Annotated in this window: 18 protein-coding genes and 5 pseudogenes; 11 read left to right on the top strand and 12 right to left on the bottom strand. The window is 59.8% G+C overall.

Features of this window, described 5'->3' with window-relative positions; genetic code table 11:
* Nucleotides 1-47 precede the first annotated feature (47 nt).
* Nucleotides 48-170: pseudogene (locus JG743_RS34865) on the top strand (hypothetical protein); the annotation flags it as partial.
* Between the two features lie 324 nt (nucleotides 171-494).
* Nucleotides 495-2081 (top strand): GMC family oxidoreductase, encoded by a 1587-nt coding sequence (locus JG743_RS30920; RefSeq protein WP_202296187.1) that lies wholly within the window; start codon nucleotides 495-497, stop codon nucleotides 2079-2081.
* Between the two features lie 466 nt (nucleotides 2082-2547).
* On the opposite strand, the gene JG743_RS30915 is transcribed toward JG743_RS30920, so the two are convergent.
* From JG743_RS30915 to tnpA, 8 genes and pseudogenes are all read right to left on the bottom strand, one after another.
* Nucleotides 2548-3195: a UPF0149 family protein gene (locus tag JG743_RS30915; RefSeq protein ID WP_244672996.1), complete on the bottom strand. Its 648-nt coding sequence runs from the start codon at nucleotides 3193-3195 to the stop codon at nucleotides 2548-2550.
* Nucleotides 3147-4730 carry an IS66 family transposase gene (gene tnpC, locus JG743_RS30910; protein ID WP_202296183.1) on the bottom strand — a complete coding sequence of 528 codons (1584 nt, stop codon included), beginning with the start codon at nucleotides 4728-4730 and terminating at the stop codon, nucleotides 3147-3149. Before tnpC ends, JG743_RS30915 begins: the two co-directional genes overlap by 49 nt.
* Nucleotides 4731-4802: 72 nt before the next feature.
* Nucleotides 4803-5030, bottom strand: a pseudogene (gene tnpB, locus JG743_RS34860) (IS66 family insertion sequence element accessory protein TnpB); the annotation flags it as partial.
* A gap of 129 nt (nucleotides 5031-5159) precedes the next feature.
* The gene (locus JG743_RS30900) at nucleotides 5160-6167 is read right to left on the bottom strand and encodes a tyrosine-type recombinase/integrase (RefSeq protein ID WP_202296181.1); all 1008 of its coding nucleotides are present in this window, start codon (nucleotides 6165-6167) and stop codon (nucleotides 5160-5162) included.
* A complete protein-coding gene (locus JG743_RS30895) occupies nucleotides 6164-7096 on the bottom strand; it encodes a tyrosine-type recombinase/integrase (RefSeq protein WP_202296179.1) in 933 nt (310 codons plus the stop codon). The genes JG743_RS30900 and JG743_RS30895 overlap by 4 nt, the downstream gene beginning before the upstream one ends.
* A complete protein-coding gene (locus tag JG743_RS30890; RefSeq protein ID WP_202296176.1) occupies nucleotides 7093-8331 on the bottom strand; it encodes a site-specific integrase in 1239 nt (412 codons plus the stop codon). Before JG743_RS30890 ends, JG743_RS30895 begins: the two co-directional genes overlap by 4 nt.
* Before the next feature lie 127 nt (nucleotides 8332-8458).
* Nucleotides 8459-8590 carry an IS66 family insertion sequence element accessory protein TnpB gene (tnpB, locus tag JG743_RS30885; RefSeq protein ID WP_202296174.1) on the bottom strand — a complete coding sequence of 44 codons (132 nt, stop codon included), beginning with the start codon at nucleotides 8588-8590 and terminating at the stop codon, nucleotides 8459-8461.
* A complete protein-coding gene (tnpA, locus tag JG743_RS30880; protein WP_202296172.1) occupies nucleotides 8587-9024 on the bottom strand; it encodes an IS66-like element accessory protein TnpA in 438 nt (145 codons plus the stop codon). Before tnpA ends, tnpB (JG743_RS30885) begins: the two co-directional genes overlap by 4 nt.
* 553 nt (nucleotides 9025-9577) lie before the next feature.
* Between tnpA and JG743_RS30875 the strand changes: the two genes are divergently transcribed.
* From JG743_RS30875 to JG743_RS30865, 3 genes are all read left to right on the top strand, one after another.
* A complete protein-coding gene (locus JG743_RS30875) occupies nucleotides 9578-9772 on the top strand; it encodes a hypothetical protein (protein ID WP_202296171.1) in 195 nt (64 codons plus the stop codon).
* Nucleotides 9753-11840, top strand: coding sequence for a recombinase family protein (locus JG743_RS30870; protein WP_244672994.1), 2088 nt, complete (start codon nucleotides 9753-9755; stop codon nucleotides 11838-11840). The genes JG743_RS30875 and JG743_RS30870 overlap by 20 nt, the downstream gene beginning before the upstream one ends.
* Before the next feature lie 429 nt (nucleotides 11841-12269).
* Entirely contained in the window at nucleotides 12270-12563 is a 294-nt protein-coding gene (locus tag JG743_RS30865) for a hypothetical protein (RefSeq protein WP_202296167.1), read from the top strand.
* A gap of 285 nt (nucleotides 12564-12848) precedes the next feature.
* Here the strand turns inward: JG743_RS30865 and ehuA are convergent, their stop codons facing one another.
* The 4 genes from ehuA to JG743_RS30845 all read right to left on the bottom strand — a co-directional run bounded on the left by ehuA (nucleotide 12849) and on the right by JG743_RS30845 (nucleotide 15695).
* Nucleotides 12849-13625, bottom strand: coding sequence for an ectoine/hydroxyectoine ABC transporter ATP-binding protein EhuA (gene ehuA / locus JG743_RS30860; RefSeq protein ID WP_446720473.1), 777 nt, complete (start codon nucleotides 13623-13625; stop codon nucleotides 12849-12851).
* Nucleotides 13626-13741: 116 nt separating this feature from the next.
* On the bottom strand, nucleotides 13742-14410 hold the full coding sequence (gene ehuD, locus JG743_RS30855) for an ectoine/hydroxyectoine ABC transporter permease subunit EhuD (RefSeq protein ID WP_202296163.1): 669 nt from the start codon (nucleotides 14408-14410) through the stop codon (nucleotides 13742-13744).
* A complete protein-coding gene (ehuC, locus tag JG743_RS30850) occupies nucleotides 14407-15081 on the bottom strand; it encodes an ectoine/hydroxyectoine ABC transporter permease subunit EhuC (protein ID WP_202296161.1) in 675 nt (224 codons plus the stop codon). Before ehuC ends, ehuD begins: the two co-directional genes overlap by 4 nt.
* A gap of 470 nt (nucleotides 15082-15551) precedes the next feature.
* Nucleotides 15552-15695: a hypothetical protein gene (locus JG743_RS30845; RefSeq protein ID WP_202296159.1), complete on the bottom strand. Its 144-nt coding sequence runs from the start codon at nucleotides 15693-15695 to the stop codon at nucleotides 15552-15554.
* Nucleotides 15696-15801: 106 nt separating this feature from the next.
* On the opposite strand from JG743_RS30845, the pseudogene JG743_RS34855 reads away from it, so the two are divergent.
* The 6 genes and pseudogenes from JG743_RS34855 to JG743_RS30820 all read left to right on the top strand — a co-directional run.
* Nucleotides 15802-15992 (top strand): annotated as a pseudogene (locus JG743_RS34855) (IS5/IS1182 family transposase); the annotation flags it as partial.
* Nucleotides 15993-16541: 549 nt separating this feature from the next.
* Nucleotides 16542-17945 (top strand): aspartate aminotransferase family protein, encoded by a 1404-nt coding sequence (locus tag JG743_RS30840; RefSeq protein ID WP_202296157.1) that lies wholly within the window; start codon nucleotides 16542-16544, stop codon nucleotides 17943-17945.
* Nucleotides 17946-18099: 154 nt separating this feature from the next.
* On the top strand, nucleotides 18100-19509 hold the full coding sequence (locus tag JG743_RS30835) for an aldehyde dehydrogenase family protein (protein ID WP_202296155.1): 1410 nt from the start codon (nucleotides 18100-18102) through the stop codon (nucleotides 19507-19509).
* A 258-nt stretch (nucleotides 19510-19767) separates the two neighbouring features.
* Nucleotides 19768-20142, top strand: a pseudogene (locus JG743_RS30830) (hypothetical protein); the annotation flags it as partial.
* 13 nt (nucleotides 20143-20155) lie between these two features.
* Entirely contained in the window at nucleotides 20156-20653 is a 498-nt protein-coding gene (locus JG743_RS30825) for a UPF0262 family protein (RefSeq protein WP_202296153.1), read from the top strand.
* 169 nt (nucleotides 20654-20822) lie between these two features.
* A pseudogene (locus JG743_RS30820) lies at nucleotides 20823-22179 on the top strand (Glu/Leu/Phe/Val family dehydrogenase).
* Nucleotides 22180-22245 lie beyond the last annotated feature (66 nt).

The following is a 22245-nucleotide window of genomic DNA, read 5'->3' as shown; positions in this document are numbered from 1 at the left end:
ATGACAAACGACATGGTGAACCTGCGCGCTCTGGAGAAGACCCGCCGATGCCGTCTCCTGCGCGAGATGATGCATTGCCGCCGAGCGGGCTGATGGAGTTGGAGGCGGGCGCCACGACTGGCGCCGACCATGGGGAGAAGAGCGCGCGGCGGACCGCCCAGTGCAACGGCTACCGCGAGCGGGATTGGAAAACGCGACCGGGAACCGGCGACCTGCGCATCCCCAAGCTCACTGCAGAGGGCCCGCTACATGACGCTGGAAACCATCAGCCTGATGAGTGATGATCCGCTCATCAGCCTGCCCGCCGTGGCGCGCTGATCAACCCGGCTGTGCGCCGGAGGGCGCGGCGACCAACGGCGTCAGCTACACCAAATTCTTCACTTCCGCCGCAGATAACTCAGTTTTTCGTCGCATATTCTATAGTTTGCTACGACAGCTCGATAGTTCTATGATAAACTGAAGCCTACTGCTGCGGTGAAAAGTGGAAGAGATCAATGGAAGTTGACTATATTGTAGTTGGATCGGGAAGTTCCGGTTCGCCATTGACGGCTCGCCTTGTAGAGAAGGGCTTCAAAGTTTTGTTGGTAGAAGCGGGAAAAGCAGAGAAATTCCCCGTTACTAGCATACCTGCTTCGCCAATTTACACAGTTGGCAATGAACGTTATGACTGGAACTTCCTAGCGCAGCCAGACCCGACACGGAACGGGCTGCAAGAGAGATGGCCTCGCGGGCGAGTTCCGGGTGGATCATCGGCGATTAACGGGATGATCTTTATTCGGGGCTCGCGGAACGACTATGAAGCTTGGGAGGGGCTAGGTGCCCACGGCTGGGGATGGAACTCGGTACTTCCTTACTTTCGGAAGTTGGAGACCGCTGATGGGGACACTGACAACGCGTTTCGCGGCGGATTGGGACCGGTTCGTGTCCGTAGCACGCGCTGGCGGCTGCCGATATCTCAGCGGTTCATCGATAGCTTGATCAAGTTAGGCGTTCCACAAAGCTCGGACTTGAACGGGTCACTTCACGATGGCGTTGCGTGGAACCAGGCCAATATCTCAAACGGTGTTCGTCAGTCTACATTCCAAGCATATATCAAACCTTTATTGTCAAACAAGCGGCTCGTCTTTTTAGATGATGCTTCGGTGGATCGACTTATCATCAACGGAAACAGAGTCGGAGGCATCATTGTCACCAAGAAGGGTCAGACGAAGAGATACCATGCGCGCAAAGGCGTCGTCCTTTCCGCTGGAGCAATAAATACGCCACAGATCCTCATGCTGTCCGGTATCGGCGATCCCACAGAGTTGCGCAAACATGGTGTGACACCTGTGGTGGACAGCCCAGAAGTTGGTAAAAATTTGTTGGAGCATCCCTGTCTTCACGTGCTAGCCGAAGTGAACACCGCTACCGGCAATGCGTATTCCTCCGGACTCGGCCGTATCAAAGCGTTTGCTTCATATTTCCTGCGAGGACAAGGAATCTTGGGCGAGTCCCTCGCGCAAGTAATTGCCTTTGTTAAATCAACCCCTGAAAAGTATGAGCCAGACCTACAGTTTCACTTTCTGCCGTACGGTTACTGGGTTGAGGATGGAAAGCGCGTCGTCCCCAACAAGAAGCTTGTCGCATTTTTCGCGAACGTAAACCACGCCGAAAGCAAAGGTCACCTAGAACTCCGATCCGCTAGTCCCCGCGACCCAATTGCGATATTTCCGCGCCTGCTCGACCATCCAGAGGATCTCCGCAGTCTCACTGAATCTCTGACCTGGATCCGACGATTTTCCAAAATGCCGCCATTCGGCGACAACGTCCTCAAGCTCCTCGACATTCCGGCTCAGGAAGCCGGCGCAGCTGCGGACGAGGAGTTTGTCCGTAACAACGCTATGCCGAGTTATCATCCTGTAGGTACCTGCCGCATGGGCGCGGATGAGCGCGCAGTAGTGACCCCTGATCTTTGTGTCCGAGGCGTTCAAGGCCTATGGGTTGCGGATGCATCAATATTCCCACGTCATATAGCAGGAAACCCGAACGCAACTTGCATCATGATCGGCGAGCGTGCCGCCGATCTTATTGAGACACGATAGCTCGAGAGGTCTCCAAGCCCACTCATATGTCGATACTGGAACGCTACTCCCCAAATGTGCCCCGTTTGAATCTTGCCAAGTTTGCGCCATGACTGGCCATCCGGGGCGCGCCCCGAAAGACCGGTCACATGTATCGTCGTGTCTATACGAGATCGACCGAATGACGTCATGCGATCGCGCATCGCATATTGCACCGCGCTGCTCTCGCGGTGCAGGACCCTGATGGGCTGACTACTGCCGCACGTACAGGAGCGGTTTGGGCTCCAGATGGTGCGGCTTGATCTTTTCATCACGACTCACCTCCTCCCGTCGGGTGAGCGGCCGCCATCGACGTGATCTCGAATCAGGCCGACCAATTTCGATGACAGCGCTCTTGCCTGTGTTCTGCGTAAGCGTTGCGCCAAGGCACCTTTCCCGAAATCGTCTTGATGGTTAAGTCGCTTATTGGTCGGCGCGCCGGCGCCGATCACTCCCGATCGTCATAGCGGGTGACGTAGTGGAGTTCGCGCAGGGCGGGGATGACGAGGGCGATGTCTTTGTACGCCTCGTGCTCGATGAAGTGCGCGGTGTCGGGCCCCGGCCTGGGCTTACCGAGGACGGGCCTGTCCTTTTTGTCGACGCAGTAGATCAGGATCGGCAGCAGCAGGCCGTGGTTGGGGTTGTCGAGGTCGAGTAGCCGTTTCCAGCGTTTGATGTTGAGATTCATGGCTGCGTAGAACCCTTGGCACCACGGCCGGGGGTCGATGCCGCCGCTGGGCGTGCTGGTGAAGCGGGGCGCATAATCCTGCGGTCTGTCGAAGAGCGTCTCGTTGATCCGGTTGTGGATCCTGGCGACGCTGGCAAACACGGCGTGATCGGTTGCAGACCCTTTGGCCAGGACGTTCCGCGGCAACCCCATGAGCGGGCACATCCAGTCTTGCGGGTCCCGGTAGCGAGGCCCGGTGACCGACGCCGTTACGAAGCCATCCAGCGCCGATATGGTCTGCACCAGCGGGCGGGGGTTGGTCTTGACGGCCATCCAGACCTCGAGCGCCTCGTCCGACAGCGCCATGTCATCGAGCGCGCTCATGCCGCCAAGGGGAGCGGCATCTCTTCGCGGCGCACCCAGTTCCATGGCATCAGTTCGTCCCATCGCGAGGCTGGCCAATCATTCTGGATGCGCTCGGTGACGTCGGCCATGTAGGCCTCGGCATCGACGCCGCAGAGCTTGCAAGTCTCTATGATGCTGAGCACGACCGCTGACCGCTCGGCCGCTGCGAAGCTGCCCGAGAAAAGCCAATTGCGCCTGCCGACCGTAAATCCACGAATGGCCCGCTCCGCGATGAGGTTGTCGGGCTCGAGTTGGCCATCGTAGAGGAAGCGATTGAACGCTCGCCATCGCTTGGTGCCATAGGCGAAGGCCTTCGCGATATCGGCATGGCGCGACAAACCCTTGCCCTGGCGCATGAGCTGTCGTCGCAGCGCGCGGACCAGTGGTCGGGTTCGCCTTCGTCGTGCGGCCAATCGCTCGGCGGGCGGCAGCCCCCGTATCTCTTCCTCGATCCGGTAGATCGCCTGGATACCGGCCATCGCCGTCGTGCTGAGCTCGGTCGGCTGGCTGTCGTGAACGTCGAATATCTTGCGACGCAGATGGGCCAGGCAGGCAGCTTCTCGAATGGCGCCGCCCTTGTAGAGCTGATTGTAGCCGCTGAATCCGTCGGCCTGGAGGGTGCCAGCAAATCCGGCGAGCTCGCTCATCACGCTCTCGCCGGCGCGGCCCATGGTGGCGCGATACCAGGCGATCGGCGGCTCCTTCGAACCCGAGTTGCGGTCGTCGGCGACGTAGACCCAGAGCGCGCCCTTGTGCGTCTTGCCAGTGCCGGGCGCCAGGATCGGAAGCCGCGTGTCGTCGGTGTGAATCTTGCTGCGGGTACGGCCGATCTCACGGATGCGGTTGTAGATCGGATCGAGCAAGGCGGCGGCGTAGCCGGCGCTACGCGCAAGCGTGGATCGCTCGATATCGACGCCCTTGGCGGCCATCATCTGTACCTGACGGTAGTAGGGCAGATAATAACCCCACTTGGCCATCATGATATGGGCAAGTGCGGCATAGCTGAGCTTGCCGCGTGCAATGGCCTTGGCTGGTGCCGGCGCCTGGATGATTTTATCGCAGGTCCGGCAGCTGTACTTGGGTCGAACGGTCTCCATCACCTGCCAGGCTTGGGCGACCAGATCGAGCATCTCGTCGCTATCTTCGCCCATGGCGCGCAGATCGCCGCCGCAGCCCGGGCAGCATGCGCAAGACGGCTCGCGAACAATGCGCTTGCGCGGCAGGTTGGGGTTGAGCTTGCGCACCGGCAACACCCGGACCTTGTCGGTGTCAGCGACGATGGGCGGCTCGATATCGGGCACGCCGGCAGCTACATCGGTCTCGAGATCTTCGAGCTCGAGCAGCATCTGGCCCAGCTTCTCGGACGAGCGGCCGAAGGTTTTGCGGTTGAAGCGATCGATCTGCAGTTGCAGGCGCTGGATGCGAAGCGCGGCCTCGGCGCGCTCTCTTCGCAACTGCTCATCGCGTTCGGCGATGGTGGTGTCACGGGCAGAAACGGCCGCCTCCAGAAGCGCGATCCGGGCGAAGAAATCAGCGGTTGAGGGAGCTTGTTCCGACACCCAAATTACATACCCGAAAGACCTCTGTTACGAAAGTAAAATCGGCACAAAATCAATAAGAAACGACCGAATTTAGCCGGCCAGACGCGGTCGATAAATCTTGTTCGGCCGGCGCCAGTCGATCCCGTCCAGAAGCAGCGAAAGCTGTGCCTTAGTGAGCGACACGGTCACCTGATCCTTGGTGGTCGGCCAGGCGAAACAACCATCGGAAAGCCGTTTTGTAAAAAGGCAGAACCCCTGGTCGTCATGCGCCAAAATCTTGATGATATGACCCTTGCGTCCACGGAAGCAGAAGATCGCGCCGGTATGCGGTTAGGTGGCGCGCCACCTAACCGCACTTATGCATCGGGTGAGATTTTGTGGCGGAGCCGTCCTAGCGCCAGCCGGGGTCTGCCAAATCTGTCGTGCTCCGCCACATAATGTTTTAGCTTAGATGCTGTCCAGCAGTTGCAGAACGGCATCGGTGGGCCGGAAGCGCGCCCCGTAATTGCCCTCGATGCCCGCCTTTTCGAGTCCGTTGCGCATCATCTCGACATCCGCAGCGGCATAGCGGTGGGTGGTGGCGACCTGTGCGTGGCCGAGCCAGGCTTGAATCGTCAAGAGATCCACGCCGGACTGGAGAAGCTTCATGGCGAGGGAGTGTCGAAAAATGTGCGGTGATATGGGCTTTTCAGCCAAGTCCGGCCTTACGGCCACGGCCTTGGCCGCTGCTCGTCGTACGATGTGGGTAGCCCCGAAGCGCGTCAGGCGCTCATTGTGGGCGCCGACAAAGATCGGTCGTGGTTCGTGGTTGGCGATACCGCGCTCGCGCAACACGGCCGCCAGCGCTCTCGCCAGATCCTGAGGAACGGGGATGACGCGATCTCTGCGCCCCTTACCGTGCAACAGCACCTGCGAACGCGGGCGTTCCAACTGAAGGTCGTCAGCATCGACACTGATGGCTTCGGAGACGCGCGCGCCGGTCCGCGCGAGGAACAGCAGAAACGCGCGGTCGCGCCGGCCACGGGGCGTCCTCTGATCGGGCGCCCCAATGATTGCGTCCACTTCTGCGCTGGTGAGGTGGCGCGTCACCTCAATGTGTGCCCGTTTTGTGGGAATGGTCAAAACGCGTTGCGCGACACCAAAGGACGCCGGGTCGGCCGCTGCCACATGGTGGAAGAAAGATCGTATCGCAGCTAGTCGGGCATTGCGCGTGGCGACGGTGTTGTTCCGCTTCTCCTCGAGTTCGTCGAGAAAGGCGAGAATGAGGTCTCGATCGAGATCTTCAAGCACCAACGCCGCCGGCCTCTTCCGCAACCTGGCGGCGGCGAAGAGGATCAGCATGCGCAAGGCGTCGCGATAGCTCGCGACAGTCGCGGGAGTGGCGTTGCGCTGCTTGGTCAAGCGCCGGCGAAAGTAGGATTCCAGGAGCGGCGCTAGGAGCATATGTTCGCTCATGCTGCACCTCCATCGAGGAAAGCGCGATCCGCCGCAATGGCGAGAAGATCCGCCGAACCCGTGAGGTAGTAAGCTGTATCGCTGTAGCTGGCGTGGCCGAGATATGTGGCGAGCAACGGGAGCAACGCCTGAACGTCTGCACGCTGTTGATGCCAGAAGCTGAGACGGGTCACGGCGAACCGGTGCCTGAGATCGTGCGGCCTTAAGGGCTTACCGCCATCAAGGCCGGCGAGCTTGCGGACCTCGGCAAAACCGTTTTGCAGGCCGGTCGCTGAGAGGCGGTTGCCACGAGAGCTGAGGAAGAAGCCCTGGTCCTTGGGCGTGGGAAAAGCGGCGTCACGATCACGTGCGTAGTGGCGAAGGGCAGCCTGGGTCGTCGTGTGAACTGGAACGAGACGGTCCTTGCGGAACTTCGTCTTCCGAACCAGAAGAACCCCGCTGGTCAGATCGACGTCGGAACGATCAAGTCTGACCGCTTCGCCAGATCGCAGTCCCGAACTTGCCAACAATCCGATCAGCGTTGCCATCGTCCGCCCCCTGAGTGGGATGCCTGGCGAAATGCGCGCACATGCGTCGATGAGCGACGCCAACTCTGACTCGCTGAGGATGCGCGGCGGCGGAATTGCCCTGGATCTGGGAAAGACTCTGCGCTCCAAGGCCTCGGTTTGGGCGTCATAGATGGTGAGATACTCGTAGAATCGGCGGAGCACGCCGTGACGAGTGGTGCGGCTGTTGGCGGCGCCACCGAACGACAGGACGAAGTCCAGCGCCATCGTCCGGGTGGCGGGCGCAACGAACTGAGCGTGTTCAACGTAGCGGACGAAAGCCCGCAAGGTGGCGGCTTGTTTGCTGAAAGAGTAGCCGAGCGAGTGGCGCAGTTCGATGTAACGCTCGGCCTTCTCGCCGAGGAATTGGGTAAAGACGGTCATACCGCGCCTCCCGGAAACGGGAGTGCGACCTCGGCGAGTTGTGAGGCCGCAACCTTCACGTACAGCGCCGTTGTATTGATACTCCGGTGTCCAAGAAGATCGGCGATCTCGTTGATTGGCCTTCGCTGCCTGACGAGCTGGGTGGCAAGGCTGTGGCGCAGGAGATGCGCACCTGCGACCCGCCCGAGTTCGACCCCGCCATGCCGCAACCGCTTCCGCACGATCCTCGAAACAGGCGATGCGCACGTGAACGGTCCCAGCGGCGGCTTGAAGGACAGGAACAGATACGGACTGTCCACCTTCGGTCGAGCGCGCAGGATGTAATCGGCGAGTGCGGCGCCGGTCTCCTCGAGGAGTGGCACCACCCGATCACGTTTGCCCTTGGTGCGCCGGACAAAAACCTCGCCGGTACGCCAGTCGATATCCTTCAGCCGAATGGCGCGTAACTCGCCGTTGCGAATGCCCGTGGTGGCGAGCAGCAGCAGGACGGCTCGATCGCGGATGTCGACCGGTGTCGTTGCGCCGATCGCATCGATCGCCTGCCGAACGTCATCCCATGCAAGGCGCGGCGGCAAATGTGCTAAACGCCAAGAGGGCGTCCTTGGGACAAGGCAGGCGAGATCTTGGCGATGGTGGCCAGCCCAATACAAAAACCGAAGAAATGTTCGAATGTGAGAAGTCGCTGCCGTGCGGCTGCTGGAGGTCGCCGATAGCGACAGCCGATGTTCGGCAGCAGCGAGGACGTGCTCAGCCGTCAACATCTCCAGGTTTTGCCGAGGATGGTGGTGGTGGAACCAATCCAGAAAGCGGCGGCCGCCCAGAAGAACGCCTTCGAGGGTCTTCGGCTCCAGGCCCCGTACCCTACGCAGATAGTCCGAAAAGGAGGCCAGAAGCGGGGCGTCCGGATCATCCTCTTTATTTGGAACGGAAACAATGAACCGCTCCGGAGCCACTCGCCGTGCGTGTCCCAGCGCCGACACTGCCCCAATGCGCGGAGAATCCGTAGTAAACGTACGCAAATAGCTATCGACGACATCTTGAAGGATCGGCATCGGACCAGAGCGCGTCGCGGCAAACTGGCTAAAGTGCGCAATCCGGCTCAGATAACACTTGGCCGATGCTCGCTTGTAACCAAGCGTGAAGAAATGCTCCGCGAGGCGATCCATCTCGCCGCCGAGCGCACCGCTACGCAGGCGCTTGAGTACCCCACGATACGAAAAATAGAAGTCGAGCATATTGCCCCTCCGGCATTGCGACGCAGGGGGATCCCGCGTCCGTCAGAGAGGCATGAAATATTATGTGGCGGAGGAAGCCAGATTTGGCAGACCCCGGCTGGCGCCAGGACGGCTCCGCCACAAAATCTCACCCGATGCATAAGTGCGGGTCGAGCGCGAGGACCTGCTGCACCATCCGCGCCAGGCTGTCGATTCCGCGGCGCATATCGGTCGCGCCGCAGCACAAGTAAATCCGGTCGGTCGGCACCACCGTGATCACCTGGTCAACTCCGCCAGGACGATGCGCAGCGCATTCGGATCGACGGTCCCGTCGATCCGCAATCGCGCACCGCTCGGAAAGGCCACGACGATCCTGCCGGCCGGGTCCGGGCAATCGGCGACGGGCCGTTCGACACCGGGCAGATCGCTCACCTCGATGCGCGCGAAGGTCGCCATCGCCTGATCGGCATCGAGCTCGCCGCCGCCCATCTGCTTGCGCCAGGCATAGAGCTGTGACGGCGCTACGCCGAACGCCTGCGCGACCTCGGTCACCGACGACCCCGCCGCGCTCGCCAGGTCGACCAACGCGCGCTTCTCTGTGCAACTCCACAGCCGTCGTTGCCGCGCGCGCCCAATCCCTGTGGCACGGTCTTCCGCCGCCGCGGCATCGCTTAACTCGGCGACCAAATCGCCCCTTGCATGTTCCAATGTCATGGCGCGAAAGCTCCATGTTCATCGGCCTATTGCAAGGTGCCTTGGTGCATCGCTTACTGTTCTGCGGGTTCTGGCGCGCCAGAGATGACTAGGGTCCTGGGCGGTCGGGTGTGGCTGGCCACTGGCACACCGGCACGGCGAGTGGCTTTCCGTCGCTGGCGCTGCCGGTCAGGAGGTGCTTGAGCGCGATCCCCTTGAGCGGCCATGTGTTCTGCTTCCGCGGCTGCAGGGGGAACTACACAACATTCAGCATACGGTTCGCGTCATGCGACGATCGTCTATCCGTGGCACCCCTTCTTTGGGATGACCGTTCAAATCTCGCATAATCGACGGGGCAAGAAACTCAAAACTATCCATACGGACATTAAGCCAGGCTATTCGCGTGAGGTGCCGAACTGGATGTTGGACCCGAGCTTCTGCGCTGGCATGAATAAGGGTCTCCCTGAGGTCAGTATCGAGAGCCTGAACGAGCTCGCGACGTTGCTGACCTCTTTGAGCAAGACTCAGAAACGTCGTGCATCATCCTCTTCTTCAAACCCGAAGGAGAGACGACGTGCCGAAAAGAAGATGTGTCGATCGAGCGCAGCTCAAGCTGGAATTCAACAATCCGACGCCGCAGTCCCCGGGAGGGAGGGATGTGAAGGGATTGGTGGAAGCACTGGCGGACCTCATCATGGCGGCGATGGGCCAGCCATTGCCAGGGATCCAGACTGTAAACGGAGGCTTTGATGAGCAAGATCACACCTGACCATCTGGGCCGCGCGGCCGTCGTCTATGTGCGGCAATCAACTTTGGCGCAGGTCATGGGCAATCTCGAAAGCCAGCGGCGACAATATGAGCTTGCTGCCGCTGCCAAGGCCGCGGGCTTTGCCTCGGTGACCGTGATCGATGACGATCTCGGGCGGTCGGGCTCGGGGAGCGTCGAGCGACCCGGGTTCGAACGGCTCGTCGCTCTTGTCTGTTCCGGTGGTGTTGGCGCCGTCTATTGTATCGAAGCGTCACGGTTGGCGAGAAACGGCCGTGACTGGCATCATCTGATCGATCTGTGCGCGCTCACCGGCGCGGTGGTGGTCGATCCAGACGGCGTTTATGATGCCCGAGTCGTCAATGATCGTTTGCTACTGGGGTTGAAAGGAACAATGTCGGAATATGAGCTCAGCCTGATGCGTCAACGCGGCCTGATCTCGCGCAACGCCAAGGCCCAGCGCGGTGAGTTCCGCTTCATGCTTCCGCCAGGCTTCTGCTGGAGTGAGACGGGTAAGGTCGAAAAGGATCCTGATGAACATGTCCAGGAAGCTGTGAAACTTGTCTTCACCAAGTTCCGCGAACTGGGGAGCGCGCGACAGGTGTTTCTCTGGCTACGTGACGCCGATATCAAAATGCCGGTCGTTCGCCGTAACGTCGAAGTTTACAAAGTCATCTGGAAACTGCCCGCTTACCATACCGTGATCCAGATCCTGCACAATCCGCTCTATGCCGGCGCCTATGCGTTCGGACGAAATGGTCAGAGTACACAGGTCGTTGATGGCCGAGCGCGCAAGAGGAACGGCTGCAAACGCCCTCGTGAGGAATGGTCGGCGTTTTTGCGCGATAATCACGAGGGCTATATCAGTTGGCAGGAGTTCGAAGAGAACGAACGGCTGCTGCTCGAGAATGCCTACATGAAGAAAAACTGCGACCGGAAGTCCGGGCGCGGAGGTCGTGCCCTGTTGACGGGCCTGATGCGCTGTGGCCGTTGCGGGCGCATGGTGCGTGTGAACTACGGAACGATGAAGGGCAATGCGCACCGATATCAGTGTCGGGGCGACGAAGAGGGTATCGGTATTGGTGTGTGCATCGGAATAGGTGGCGTGCGCGTTGACAAGGCGGTTGCTGTGGCCTGCCTCGAAGCGGTCTCGGACCGCGCCGTTGAGGCCGCTATCTTCGCGGCTGACCAGATTGAGCGATCCAACAACGACGTCATTGCGGCCGTAGAGCGCAATCTGGAAGCGGCGCGCTATGAGGCATCGCTCGCGGCACGGCGTTATGAATCGGTAGATCCGGCGAAGCGCCACGTCGCACGGGAACTGGAGACGCGATGGAATGGCGCGCTGGAACATGTTGCGGAACTCGAAGGAAGGATCGAAGAGTTACGCTCGGCGGCGGCGATGCGGCCCAGGATTGACCGCGGTGCGCTTCTACAGCTTGCGCAGGATTTACCCGCCGTTTGGAACGCACCCTCGACCGATACGAGAACGAAGCAGCGGCTGATCCACGTCCTGATCAAGGAGATTATCCTCGATCTTGACGAAGCAACCAACGAAGCGGTGTTGCTCGTCCATTGGCATGGCGGGCGCCATACGGAAATCCGCGTCGCGCGCGTCAAGACCGGGCGCTATCCCCAGGACCTGGCACCAACGGCGGTTGAGGCGCTCCGCAAGCTTGCCGGCCATTGGCCGGACAAGGAGCTTGCGGTCTCTCTCAACCGTATGCGGTGCAAAACCGGTGACGGCGAGACTTGGACCACTGTGCGAGTTCGGGAAATGCGTGAACGCCTCGGATTGCCGGAATACGATCCGGACAAATCCGATGGAAAGATGATCAGTTTGGGCAAGGCTGCACAGCACCTTGGTATCTGTATCGGCTCCGCCAAAACCCTGGTGCTCAGGGGGGGGTTGCCAGCGACACAGCATATGTCTGGCGCTCAATGGCTTGTTCCGGTTGAAGCACTGACATCGGACTCTGTTCGGATAGGGGTGCAGAAAATTATCGACCGGCGACCCCAACATTACGAAGATTATCAATATGATAAGGTTGTTCGCCTGCCCGGAATCTAACAAAGGGATGCATCATGAAGGCAACTTCGGTGTTCTTTACAAAGCTATCTCGCATGACGCCAGGAGCGTGCCTGGTCACCAAACAATCGGAGGATTGCCCGCAAGACCTTGATTTCCACAGGGCAATGAATATTCCCTGATTGTGGTGAGGAAAATTTCCCAGTACAAGCAACGGATCCTGAATGAGTCTATCGCGATCACCGGATATCACCGCACGCATGCGGTCCGAGTGCCCGGCTACCGCCAGTCAAGCGGCCACCCACTCGGCAATATGGCAATATGCTGTCCCGAGGTTCTGGAGGCGCTGGTGGCTTTATGGGAAGCATCCGACCGTCTCTGCTCAAAACGCCTGAAACGGCTGATCCCGATTTTGCCCCCCCGCCTTGAGCGTCACCGCCGCCTTGATCTGAGCGCCGAGCTTCGCGATAAATGTTGATGATCAGTGCGGCGCCTATGGATCGATTGCTGTCGGAGATACGCGATGTGGCTGGCGGCCAACGCCGTCGCGCCGGAATGAGTTTGGCTGTGCGCCGGTCGGTGCCGGTTGTGCAGAAGATGATATTGACGATTGCCACGTCAGCCACACGCTCAATCTGCCGCGCCGCCGAAGTCCCACCTCATACTCCTTCCAATTCGTCACCTGAATTTCATTTTGCAATGCGTGGCGGCGGTGGCGTTCCTTCCAGTGAATCGGTGACGTTGAACATCACCAGCCTGCCATGACCGCCCTCTCTCAGCGAATTTGCAGAACTCTCAGCACACTACCGATGATCGATGATGGCTCCGCTATGGGCCACTGAAAAGAGGTTCGTGGCCAGTACGTCGAAATCCGGACTGCGATCCGGCAGGAGAAATCCGTCCCGATCGTCGCCGAACTGTTCCATTCCTGGCGGAACTGCCGAGACTGGCAGAAAAGTCGAAACTGACCTAAGGCTATCCGCTATGCGCTCAACCGGCGCGAAATCCTCGAACCCTCCATTGCATGAGCAACAAACGCCATATGTCTCTCTATCCCGCCTGTAGCACAGCACTCAAGAATTGCCTCGTCCGCTCGTTTTGCGGGCTTCCGAAGAGTTGCTCGGGAGTGCCCTGTTCGGCAATCTTGCCACCGTAAAAGAAGCAGACCCGATCTGAAAACTCCTTAGCGAAGCCCATTTGGTGCGTCACCATCAGCATGGTGAGGTCATGCTCGGCGCCGAGCTTACGAATGACATTGAGCACCTCACCAACAAGCTCTGGGTCGAGGGCCGATGTAACCTCGTCAAACAGCATCACCTTGGGCCGCATTGCAAGAGCCCGCGCGATCGCCACGCGCTGCTTTTGGCCGCCGGAGAGCTGAATTGGATAATGGTTCTTTTTGTCGCCCAAGCCTACCATCTCAAGAAGTTCGACCGCGCGCGCTTCAGCCGCCTGCTTCGAGAGCCCAAGCACCGAGATCGGCGCTTCCATGCAGTTCTGCACTGCGGTCATGTGCGGGAACAGGTTAAAGTGCTGGAAAACCATGCCAATCTTACCGCGCACACGACGAAGATGGCGTCCGGCCGCCGGCACCAGGCGGTCGTTCTTTCGCATGTGCGTGAGGGGCTCCCCGTCGACCCAGATCGCCCCTTCGTCGATACGTTCCAACGTCATTAGCATGCGCAATACAGTAGTTTTGCCCGAGCCTGAGGGTCCTATAATGGATACCTTTTCGTTCCGCGCAATGTCCAAATTAAGTCCATCCAGCACTGTCAATGCGCCGTATCGCTTTGTTACGTTCTCGAAGCGAACCATGGGATCACTTATAACTTTCCTGTTGCACGCACATAAGAGATTAGGCTCCTTCGAGACTTGCGGTCCGCCGTCTAATTGCGGGACGACCTCGCGCCGGACCATCAATTCACTCATTATCATCACACCTTCTACTGTAAATGGTAGCGGCGTTGGAGCCAAAAGCTTATCCCCTGCACGATCGCGGATGCTACCAAACTGAACACGAGGTAAAACACGCCAGCCATCGTGATAGCCTCTATATAGCGGTAGTTCTCGGCTCCAAAGTTCTTCGCCTGCTGCAGCATCTCAAGAATGGAGATGGCAGCCAGGATCGGTGTGTCTTTGAACATAGCAATAAAGTAGTTGCCCAGACTGGGCACGGCCGGCGGGACCGCCTGTGGTAGTATGACGACGCGCCAGGTACGTGCACGTGACAGGTTCAACGCTGTACAAGCCTCCCATTGACCACCATCCACGCTCTCGATGCCCCCACGGTAGCATTCCGAACAGTAGGCGGCGTAGTGGAGACCCAGCACACCAATGCCCGCCATCCAAGTAGGTATTACGATGCCGAACTGCGGACCAACGAAATAGACGAAGAACACTTGCAGAAGGAGGGGCGTCGAACGAACGAAATCCGTGATTTCCCTCATGGCAATCGACACATAGCGATTCGGCGACTGGCGGATGAGTGCGAGGACTAGGCCTAGCACTAGGGCGATCGCGAAACCGAGCAGTGTAGCCTGAACTGTGACGATCGCACCCCGATAAAGATACGGCAACGCCTCACACACGTACGACCAATCCCAAGCTTTCACACTGGTGTCTCCCGGATGAAGCCGCGCGACAGCCGACGTTCTAGCCGGCGCACCAACGGAGTGATGAGCGCTCGTGCGATGATGTAGTAGGTAAATAATGCAACTCCGAAGAACAGCAAATAGTTGCCGGTGAAGTCGGCTGCCAGCTTGGCAGCCGTGGTCAGCTCGGTAATGCTGATGAAAAAGATAAGAGATGTGCCCTTCAGAACATCTATCAAAAGGTTGCCCCAAGAGGGCAACATGGCGCGAATCGCCTGAGGAAGGAATATTCTACGCATGGCCGCGAACCGCGGCAGGTTTAGGGCTATGCTGGCTTCATACTGACCACGGTCGACGCCTTGGATTGCGGCGCGTACTACCTCGGCTCCGTAACCGGAAATATTCATACCAATGCCGAAGATAGCGACGGTCCATTGGGACAACGCGATTCCGAAAATAGGCAGAACAAAGAACCACCAGTAGACCTGAACCAGCATCGACGTTCCGCGGAAAAACTCGATATACGCGATGCCGAGCCAGCGCAGCGGCCAAAGGGGCGATATCCGGATAAGGCCAACAACCACCCCCAAGCCGATCGCCACTAGGGATGAAGCGAAAGTCACAACTAGGGTGATCACGACCCCCTTGGCGAGTGCTGCCACGCTGAAGCCGAGCGCGAAATCGTTTGTCATCGCGTTGATGAAGCCAAGCGGCGCCCTGAGAAGCCCAAGGAACCTCGTTCGAGAAGCCGACCCGTCGGCTCTCCCGCCTTATTTTTGTCCGGCAGCGAGTGTGCCGAAGCCGAAACAGCGATGGAACTCGTGCCATTCCAGTCATGCAAAGGGGGCGCCATTCCCCTCAGTACCGCGCGTCTAGAGGGTTTGGCGGTGCTGTTCTCGGGTGTCCAGTCGTGCATGAATTTACACCTCCGATGTTCTGCCGCTGCTCCCATCTATACATCTAGTCACACTTGACCAGATCATGGTGCGGCCGGTTCCCTTATCCCATGCAGGTCAACAATCACCAAGGGGCCTCGGCACTGCGCAGCCAGTCCGATCCCGTTGCTGTTTGCCCGATGTACACTCTAGCTGAGTTAAGTAGGGCATTTGCGCAAAATGCGCTCCATTTCCGCACTAAACCTGCGTCTTGCAGCTACATGGCATTAAATCGCCGCGGGCTGGCCGGAGGCCGTTTCAAACCCGTGACCGAGCGCTTCCTGGCAGGCCGCCGCCCCGCGCTCAATTCGTCGTTTAGCACGCAGGTGAGGATCGCACCATCTGCCGGTCGTCGTGACGGCCTCGTTCATTGCCACCGCCTTCGCGCAGGGTCGCCCGAAGCTGCCAGTTCCCAGTGGCGCGCCGTCGCCGACCAGATCCGACGATCAAAGCGGCTACAAATGTCGGCCGAGTTCCTATGGCGCAGGCCAATGGCAGGAGGAGAAGGAGGGCGCCAGATCCCGCCGGAGATGACGCAAGCTGCATCTGGCCGTGGATGCCGATCGCGGCGAGTCATCGCTCACACGATGGGCGACCAGGACACGGGTAATGCCTCGCACATGACACCCTTGCTCGGTCAGCTCGATGGTCCGATCGGACAGCACACCGATATGCTGATCCCTTTGAAACTCGTGGTCGGCCGGTTCGACCGCGTTTGCGCGCGGCGTAATCACGATCACGGCATCGGCGCTATAGTTGACGACCGCGTCGTAAGTCGGGCCGCAATTAGCAGAGACGGTCGTGTGAAGTGGCAAGCCACCGCGGGCAATGGCAAGCGCGCGCTAGTCGAGAATCATCGGATGTCAGTCGATTATTTTTCTTCGCGGCCGTCGACAAGGGACGCGTCTGCGCGATCAAGGTCAATAGCGTATTCCTGCAAGGTTGAAAGCGTTTTGCCGCGATTCTGCATAGGCGACCCGATTTTTGACGTCAATTGGCAGGCGAGGCCGCTTAGCCTTCAGAAGAAGCTAGGAGCACATAAAATCTGTGCTGAACGTGGCCTAGAGTCGTCGAGCTGGCCTGAATTGTTGAAAAGTCGAGCGTAGCTCAGCGGAGCAATCCGGTTCGTTCGCAGGGGTCAAGGCACAGCTTGGCCGATTACCTTGAGTCCAAAAATACTTCTGCGTTGGAATATCGCTGCTTGAAAGGAATGTCCGATGACGATCAACATCAAAGAAATCAGCGAGAAGGACAGAAATGCCGTTCTTCATCCCTTTACGCAGCTTAAGGACTTTGCCACTGGCAAGCTCGGCGACCCGACCATTGTGGAAACAGGCCAAGGCATCCGGATCCAGGACGCCCATGGCAATCAGTTGATCGACGGCTTTGCGGGACTCTACTGCGTGAACGTCGGCTATGGCCGCACTGAAGTCGCTGAGGCGATCTCGCGCCAAGCCTATCGGCTGGCGTACTACCATACCTATGCAGCGCACACGACGGACGAACTCGCGATCCTGTCCGATCGTCTGGTCAAGATGGCGCCAGGCAGGATGAGCAAGGTGTTTTACGGCATGTCGGGCTCGGATGCGAACGAGACTCAGGCCAAGCTCGTCTGGTACTACAACAACCTGCGCGGCAAGCCGAACAAGAAGAAGATCATCTCGCGCGAGCGCGGCTATCATGGCTGCAGCGTGGTATCCGGCTCGATGACCGGCATGAGCTTCTATCACGACCATATGGACCTACCGCTGCCGCAGGTCGTTCACACGGGCGTGCCGCATCACTATTGGGGCGCCAACCTGGGCGAAACCGAACGCGAGTTCTCCGCTCGCCGTGCGGCAGAGCTCGACCAGCTGATCGAGAAGCTGGGGTCAGACAATGTCGGCGCCTTCATCGCCGAGCCGGTGCTTGGCACGGGTGGCATCACGCCCCCGCCCGAAGGCTATTGGGAAGCGATCCAGACCGTGCTCAAGAAGCATGACGTGCTCTTGATCGCCGACGAAGTCATCACCGGCTTCGGCCGCACCGGTTCGATGTTTGGCTCGCAGCATTATGGCATTGAGCCCGACCTGATCACCGTGGCCAAGGGCCTGACCTCCGCCTACTTCCCGCTCTCGGCCGCGATCGTCGGCGAGAATGTCTACGAGGTCCTCGAAAACGGCGCTGATCGTGTCGGCGCCTTCTCGCACGGATATACCTATTCCGGCCATCCGATCGGCGCGGCCGCGGCAAATGCGGTGCTCGACATTGTCGAAAAGGAAGATCTGCCCGGCAATGCCCGCCAGGTCGGCGCCTATTTCCAGGCGCAACTGAAGGAGAAGTTCGCCCAGCTGCCCATCGTCGGTGAGGTGCGCGGCGTTGGCCTGATGGGTGCAATCGAGTTCGTTGCCGACCGCGAGAAAAAGACGCGCTTTGATCCATCGCTGAAAGTCGGTGCTCGCGTCTCGAAAGCTGCCCGGGACCGTGGCTTGATCGCCCGCGCCATGCCGCATGGTGACATCCTCGGCTTTGCGCCGCCGCTCGTAACCACCAGGGAAGAAGTCGACGAGATCGTGTCCATTGCCGAAAAGGCAGTGCGCTGTGTGATCGACGACCTCGTTCGCAGCCACCCGAAGCTCTGATCATCACGAAGCGCGGCGGCCCACACCGGCCGCTTTGCGCTGGCCTTCGTAGTGGCCGCGTCAAAAATTCAGGAACGGGCACGGCAGCACCTGCCCGCGACACAAGTTCGACCTCCAGACTGGAGGTTCATTACGAATAGGGGACATGGGACACATGCTTGCCGCCAAACTCCACGTCACGACCAGCTTGGCTCCGATCTCCATTCACAGCCCTTATGATGGGGCGCTGCTTGGATCGGTCGAAGCGACGCATCCTGCCGATATGGAGAAGCTGCTCGAGCGAGCTCGCCATGGTGCCGAGCTGTCGCGCAATTTGCCGAGGCACAAACGGGCCGCCATTTTGGGACGCGCCGCGCAAATTATCGAAAGCCGAAGCAACGCTTTCGCCGAAACCATCGTTCGCGAAGCAGGCAAGACGATTGTTCAGGCCCGCAAGGAAGTGCTGCGCTGCGTCAACACGCTGCAGCTTTCGGCCGAAGAGGCAAAGCGCAACGCAGGTGAAATCGTGCCTTTCGATGCCTACACGGGATCGGAGCAGCGGCAAGGGTGGTTCACGCGCGAGCCGCTCGGCATCATTACAGCTATCACCCCCTATAACGATCCACTGAACCTTGTCGCTCATAAGCTCGGGCCTGCAATCGCCGGCGGCAACTCCGTGTTGCTCAAGCCGTCGAACCTGACACCGTTTTCGGCTATCAAGCTTGCCGAAGCGCTGCATGAGGGCGGTCTGCCTAAAGAAGTCATTACCGTCGCTCACGGTGACAGAGAGCTGGTGACCGCGATGATCACAGCGCGTGAGGTGCGCGTCGTGTCCTTCACCGGCGGCTTTGCCACTGGCGAAGCCATCAGCCGCGTGGCTGGCCTAAAGAAGCTCGCGATGGAGCTTGGCGGCAATGCCCCTGTTATCGTGATGAATGACTGCGACTTCGACAAGGCAGTCGAAGGTTGCGTCTCCGGCGCCTTCTGGGCCGCCGGGCAAAACTGCATCGGCGCGCAGCGCATCCTGATCCAGGCGGAGCTCTACGACCAATTCCGCGATGCCTTTGTCGCGGCCACCAGGAAGCTCAAGGTGGGTGATCCGATGCAGGAGGACACCGACGTCGGGCCGATGATATCTGCCCAAGTCGCTGAGCTCACTGAAGCAACTGTGAACGAGGCCATCCAAGCAGGTGCCACGCTGCTTTGTGGCAACCATCGCAAGGGGTCTCTGTACACCCCGACCGTCCTCGTAGGCACGCCGCCGACCTGCCGCGCATGGCAGGAGGAAGTGTTCGCGCCCGTGGTCATGCTCGCGCCCTTCGCCACGCTCGATGAAGCAATCGAAATGGCCAACGATTCGGATTACAGCCTCCATGCTGGAATCTTCACCAAGGATATCAACGTCGCGCTCGAGGCTGCAAGCAGGATCGAGGCTGGCGGTGTGATGATCAACGACTCTTCGGACTACCGCTTCGATGCCATGCCCTTCGGGGGCTTCAAATACGGTAGCATGGGCCGGGAAGGGGTGCGCTTTGCTTACGAAGAGATGACGCAGCCAAAGGTGGTTTGCATCAATCGCGGATGAGCGGAATTCGACGGGAGCAGCCCAGCCGCTCTCACGACAGGCAAGCTACGCTTTTTTGGCGGCTGCGGTGCGCCACCACAAGGGGAGACCATGAATAAGACCCACGAGAGTCCGCTGGCAGCTCTTGAGGGCTTGCTATTCGACGAGATGTTCATCGCGCCTGGCGGGTTCGGCCTCTGCGGCATCCCCGAGCTTCCGATGGGCGACGACCCGCTTCACTCCGGCGACCAGGTCCATGGCGCCCCCCATGCCCTTGACCAGCTTGCCGGCAAGTCCAAGGACGAGATTGTCGCCGTCACCATCAAGGGCAGGAAATGCGACACCATCGTCGACCAGGACTATTATATCCGCCAGATGGGCACCGGGCCGATCCCGGCCTCGCAGAGACCGCTGGAGAAGGCCGGCTGGTCTGTCAAGGATCTGGACCCTGTGAAGGCCGACGAAGCCTTCGCCGCACAGGCCCGCGCCCTCAACAATGGCATGGGCTGGGATCCCTCGATCTTTAATGGCAATGGCGGCGCCATTGCCATAAGCCATCCGATCGGCGCCTCGGGCGGCGCTCGCGTCTTCAACACACTGGTCTTCGAGATCGGCGGCGGCATGGGCGTCGCGATGTGCATGGAAGCGATGTGAGGGGCCCGATACCATGCCCGCAACTGCGTTCCGCCTCTACGATGTCTCGCTAGGCTGTTCCTTGGGTGGCGCAGATGCGGAGATTTTGCGCGAGCAGGCTCTTGCAGTTAGCGAGCTTCTGGAGAGCAACAGCTTCGTCCCAATCGGGCACGGCGGTGGTCCCTATCGCCTGAAGATCGACGCAGGGGAAGGGCGCCTAGCATTGCATATCACGGACGAGGACGGCGCGCATGTTGTCAGCCATTATCTCTCGCTGTCGCCTTTGCGCAGGCTGCTCAAGGACTACACCCGCATGTGCCTAAGCTATCAGCAGGCTATGCGCTGGCCGGGACCCGATCGTCTCGAAGCCATCGACGTGGGCCGGCGTGGTCTCCATGACAAAGCCGCCGAACTCTTGAGAGAGCGCCTCTCCACCAAAGTCAGCATAGACAAGGACACGGCGCGCCGGCTGTTCACGCTGATCTACGCGCTGCTCAGACGCAGCGCCGTTCATCGGAGCATTGTGAGTTGAACGCCCTGCTTCCTCACGCTCGCGCGCACCGCGACCGATTCCCCGTCGTCGCCCCTTCAGGAGCAAATAAAAAGTGCATGCAACATCAACACGGTCGAGCGAGATCGGCAAAATGCAGGTCAATTCAGCGGGTTTCCTTGAAAGCGTCGACCAGAACTTTCGTCACGCCATGTCCTTCCTCGATCTGCCGGAGGGACTGGCGGAACGGATCATCCAGTGTAACTCGACCTACACGGTCCGCTTCGGTGTCAGGCTGCGCGGACGCATGTACAGCTTCATCGGCTGGCGCTCGGTCCACAGCGAACACAGCGAGCCGGTCAAGGGCGGCATCCGCTATGCGTTGAATACTGATGCCGAGGAAGTCGAGGCGCTTGCGGCGTTGATGACGCTCAAATGCTCGCTCGTCGACGTACCCTTCGGCGGTTCCAAGGGAGCGCTCAGGATCAATCCGCGCGAGTGGAGCCCGCAGGAGCTCGAGCGCATCACCCGCCGCTTCACCCAGGAACTCAACAAGCGGAGCCTGATCGGCCCCGGCGTTAACGTTCCGGCTCCCGACATCGGCACGGGCGAGCGTGAGATGGCCTGGATAATGGACGAGTACCGCCGCGCGAATCCGACTGATGTCGTCAATGCGCGTGCCTGCGTAACCGGCAAGCCGTTGTCCAAGGGCGGCATTGCAGGACGCACCGAGGGCGACGGGCAGGGGGGTTCAATTCGCTATCCAGAGCTTCCTTCGCGATGCCCGCACACCAGGCCTCGACGGCCGGCGCGTGCTCAAGGGCGCCTCCGCCATCGTCCAGGGCTTCGGAAATGTCGGCTATCACGCCGCCAAGTTCTTGTCGGAAGAGGACAGCGCACGCGTGATCGCCGTGGCTGAACGCGACGGCTATGTCGCCAATCATGATGGCCTTGCCATCGAGGCGCTGAAGCAGCATCAGCTGCGCACCGGCAGCATTCTGGGCTTCGAAGGCGCGATCTCGTTTGCCGACGACATGTCCGGCATCGAGCAGCCCTGCGACGTCCTTATCCCGGCGGCGATGGAAAACGCAATCCATGCCGAGAACGCCGAGCGCATCAAGGCGCATCTGATCGTCGAGGCGGCCAACGGTCCCGTCACCTTCGAATCCGACAAGATCCTGCGTGCCCGCGGCATAACCCTCCTTCCCGATCTCTACGTCAATGCCGGCGGCGTCGTGGTCAGCTACTTCGAATGGGTGAAGAACCTGACGCACATTCCCTTCGGTCTGATGGAGCGGCGCCGGCGCGAGCGGCGCAACCAGACAATTGCCGCTGCGCTTGAACGGATGACGGGCAAGCAATTCCCCGCCGACATGCGCGACGAGTTCCTCGAAGGCGGCGCCGAGATCGACCTGGTCTGCTCAGGCCTCGAGGACGTAATGCGCAGCGCCTGGACCAACATTGCCGATCTGCTCGAGGTGCAGCCTGAACTGGGCGACTACAGAACCGCCGCCTATGTCACTGCCATTCGCAGGGTTGCTGCTGCCTACGAGGCAATCGGGATCTGACCCTGATTGTTGGAGCCTTGCACCAACACTCGAAAGGAAATCAGACGCCGCTGCCGTCCGGTCCCT

The sequence above is a fragment of the Mesorhizobium sp. 131-2-1 genome (assembly GCF_016756535.1).
Taxonomy (GTDB): domain Bacteria; phylum Pseudomonadota; class Alphaproteobacteria; order Rhizobiales; family Rhizobiaceae; genus Mesorhizobium.
This window is presented reverse-complemented; position numbering and strand designations above follow the sequence as displayed.